The organism is Pedobacter sp. 01T416_2, from assembly GCF_056398925.1.
The window spans coordinates 1-3,285 of record NZ_JBFTQI010000673.1 but is presented as its reverse complement, the minus strand read 5'-3'; the positions used below and the strand labels follow the sequence as shown (position 1 = coordinate 3,285).

Sequence of the window (3,285 nt, the reverse complement as noted above, 5' to 3'; positions counted from 1 at the left end):
TGCTAATACTGTAGCTGCTAAAACGAACTTTTTCATAGTATATAATTAAAAATTTAATTTGTGTAACAATACTTGCTAATGTTTCACAATGGTGCCAAACCATTGATTTTGTTTAACTGTCTGTTTTTTAGGTATTTGTGTGTGTGCCAAGATTTTGGCATTGTGGAGCTTCTCCACACTTTGTGGTGAATGACTACAAGTTTTGGCGTTATTTTTTCATAATTGGAAATGCAGATTGCCCGTAGAGCGTTCTTGTACCGTCAGATGTTGCCATCTGACGGGTTTTAAAATTCCTTGGTGGAGTTAATTAGCTGTCAAATGGTAACATCTGACAGCACGCCAGAAAAAAATAATTTTCAATTTTTAAAAAAGAAGATTTTTTTCTATCATTGCAGCCCGATTGAAAGCCTCCTTAGCTCAGCTGGTAGAGCAACTGACTTGTAATCAGTAGGTCATTGGTTCGATTCCGATAGGAGGCTCTTTTTCTTTCCCCGTTTTCTAATTTAATTTCTTTTAGAAGCGTAATTTCAAAAATCATTTCATTATCAGAATAGGTCTGGCGTAGAAAAATATTTTATTTGCTCCGGTTATTCCGCTAATTTGCGGTATGTTAAAATACTTTTCAGCCGATTGGATATTTCCTGTTTCATCGCCTCCGCTTAAAAACGGAGTGGTAGCCGTAAATCCAGATGGTGAAATTAAAGAAGTGTTAACCCAGGAAGAGGCCGCAAGTCTTGGTTTAGCCATTACAAAACATAAAGGATCAATCGTTCCGGGTTTTATCAATACCCATTGCCATTTAGAACTGTCGCATATGCTGGGGCAAATTCCAGAGCAAACGGGTTTGGTAGAATTCGTCCAAAGTATTATCAAAAGCAGGCAGGGCGATATAGAAGAGATTAAAAAGGCTATGTATGTTGCTGATCAAAAAATGTTCAAAAACGGGATTGTAGCTGTTGGCGACATTTCCAACCAAATTTCATCAAAAGAAGTAAAAGAAAATAGCAAAATATATTATCACACCTTTATCGAGGCCATGGGTTTTAATCCTGAGCGAGCAGACGCTATAATGGATTTCGCTAAAGCGATTAAACAAGCCTTTGAACCTTTACCTGCATATATTGTACCACATGCACCGTATTCGGTATCGCCTGAATTATTTGGATTAATAATGGAGGAAGCTGAAAAAGATAATGCCTTTATTAGTGTTCATAACCAGGAAACTAAGGATGAAAATGCTTTCTTCGAAAATAAATCGGGTGGGTTTTTAGCGCTATACAAATTTCTAGGGCTCGATATTTCTTTCTTTATCCCCTCCAAAAAAACATCTTTACAAACTTGGCTTCCCTCTATTAAGGAGCAAAAAACTTTGTTGGTGCATAACACGGTTTCGAGTAAGGCTGATATCGCCTTTGCAAAAGAAAACAACAATAATTTATATTGGTGCCTTTGCCCGCAAGCCAATTTATATATCGAAAATGCTTTACCCGATCTTGATCTGTTAATTGAAGAAAATGTAAAGATTACTTTAGGAACAGATAGTTTAGCAAGTAACCATCAACTTAATATTCTATCAGAAATGATCACCTTACAGAAATACAAGCAGGTTACTTTTGAAAAACTTTTGAGTTGGGCAACTATAAATGGAGCCGAATTTTTGGAGCTTAATCAGCAAATTGGAACAATCGAGGTTGGTAAAAAGCCTGGATTGAATCTAATCCAGCTATCCCTTGATTTTAAGATAGAAAGCGATCAAGTAAAGCGGTTAATTTAATAGTATCTGGATATATACATTGGTTATTTCTTTTWTCCGTCTTAAAAAATGCCTTTTTTAAGGCATGATATGATCTCATTGAAAACTTTAATGTCATTTAACTCTTGTACATTAAAAACTTAAATTTTTAATGTACAAGAGTTTCTGTTTCAAATTTTTTGATGTGATTTTTTCTTTTAACATTAAAAAATTAAAATTTTAAGGTTAAAATCCTATATTTGAATATGGCAAATATGATAAATCCGGATCGTACGAAACCCTGGAATTCACTTCCCGAGCTCCCAATTGATCCAAATATCTATCTTGATGTTGATATTCTGTTACAACTCGGTAATAGCAAAGCAGCCCTAGCACGTTTGCAGGGAAGAAGTATAGCGATTCCAAATCAAGGCCTGCTTATTAATTCGATAAGTTTGCAGGAGGCCAAGGCATCAAGTGCAATTGAAAATATTTTCACTACTGATGACGAACTTTATAAGGCATATAGTGAAGAAAATGTTGGACAAGTAAATGGGCCCGCGAAGGAAATTCTCTACTACAGGGAGGCATTATGGGAAGGCCATCAATATCTTCAGGAAGATGGGGCTATTGATATAGAATACTTTGTGAAGATGTACCGTATTGTTAGTCAATTCAACGATGGCATTCGGCCTCCAGTTGCTCAGGTTGTAATTAAAGAAGGTGGAAGTGGACCTAATGCAGGAAAAGTGTTTTATACCCCTCCAAGAGGCGCAGGGATAATTGAAGCCAAAATGAATAATTTGATTACATTTCTTAATGATGAGGTTAATTATCCATTAGATCCATTGCTTAAGATGGCCATTGGCCATTATCAGTTCGAAGCAATACATCCATTTAGGGATGGCAACGGTAGAACAGGAAGGATTTTTAATATAAATTATCTAACAAAAAAAGGGTTGCTTGACTATCCAATACTTTTTCTGAGTAAATATATTATGCAAAATAAAGAAGGGTATTATGCTGGTCTTGCAGGAATTACTCAGCGGGGAAGTTGGAAAAACTGGTTACTTTATATGCTTAAAGCAGTTGAAGTAACAGCAAATATTACCTATGATAAGATCAACGACATTATTGCAGCGAAAGAGGCAATTACAGAGGCAGTTATGGCGGATACAGATATTCAACGACCAGATTCATTAATAAGTTCAATTTTTACTCAACCTTTTACTCGGGTTCAGCATTTAGTTAAAGCTGGTATTTACGCAGAAAATACCGCAAGAAAATATCTAGATCTACTCACAGGGATGGGGGTTCTTGAAAAGAGGACCGTTGGTAAAGGGCATTATTTTCTTAATTTAGAATTGTACAGAATACTCTCAGAATAATAGATGCTTCTAATTTGCCATCCATTTATAAAGTAAATATTTCGATGAATCCAATCTGTAAACTTTTCAATATTAAATATCCAATTATTCAGGCCGGAATGGTTTGGTGCAGTGGGTGGAGATTGGCATCGGCAGTTTCTAATGCAGGAGGTCTTGGCATTATTG

The 3,285-nt window shown here is 35.9% G+C and carries 3 protein-coding genes and 1 tRNA gene; all 4 read left to right on the top strand.

The window, feature by feature from the left end; all coding sequences use genetic code 11:
* Positions 1-406: 406 nt before the first annotated feature.
* Positions 407-479 (top strand) — tRNA-Thr (locus AC1DPQ_RS22205).
* Positions 480-607: 128 nt separating this feature from the next.
* Positions 608-1,774: an amidohydrolase family protein gene (locus tag AC1DPQ_RS22200; protein ID WP_477582087.1), complete on the top strand. Its 1,167-nt coding sequence runs from the start codon at positions 608-610 to the stop codon at positions 1,772-1,774.
* Positions 1,775-1,998: 224 nt separating this feature from the next.
* On the top strand, positions 1,999-3,120 hold the full coding sequence (locus AC1DPQ_RS22195) for a Fic family protein (RefSeq protein WP_477582094.1): 1,122 nt from the start codon (positions 1,999-2,001) through the stop codon (positions 3,118-3,120).
* Between the two features lie 44 nt (positions 3,121-3,164).
* Positions 3,165-3,285: nitronate monooxygenase (locus AC1DPQ_RS22190; protein ID WP_477610898.1), on the top strand; the 121-nt coding region annotated here is incomplete at its 3' end.

Excerpts from the sequence above, each read along its gene's own strand:
- AC1DPQ_RS22195 (WP_477582094.1), top strand. The coding sequence starts at position 1,999 with ATGGCAAATATGATAAATCCGGATCGTACGAAACCCTGGAATTCACTT.
- AC1DPQ_RS22200 (WP_477582087.1), top strand. The coding sequence starts at position 608 with ATGTTAAAATACTTTTCAGCCGATTGGATATTTCCTGTTTCATCGCCT.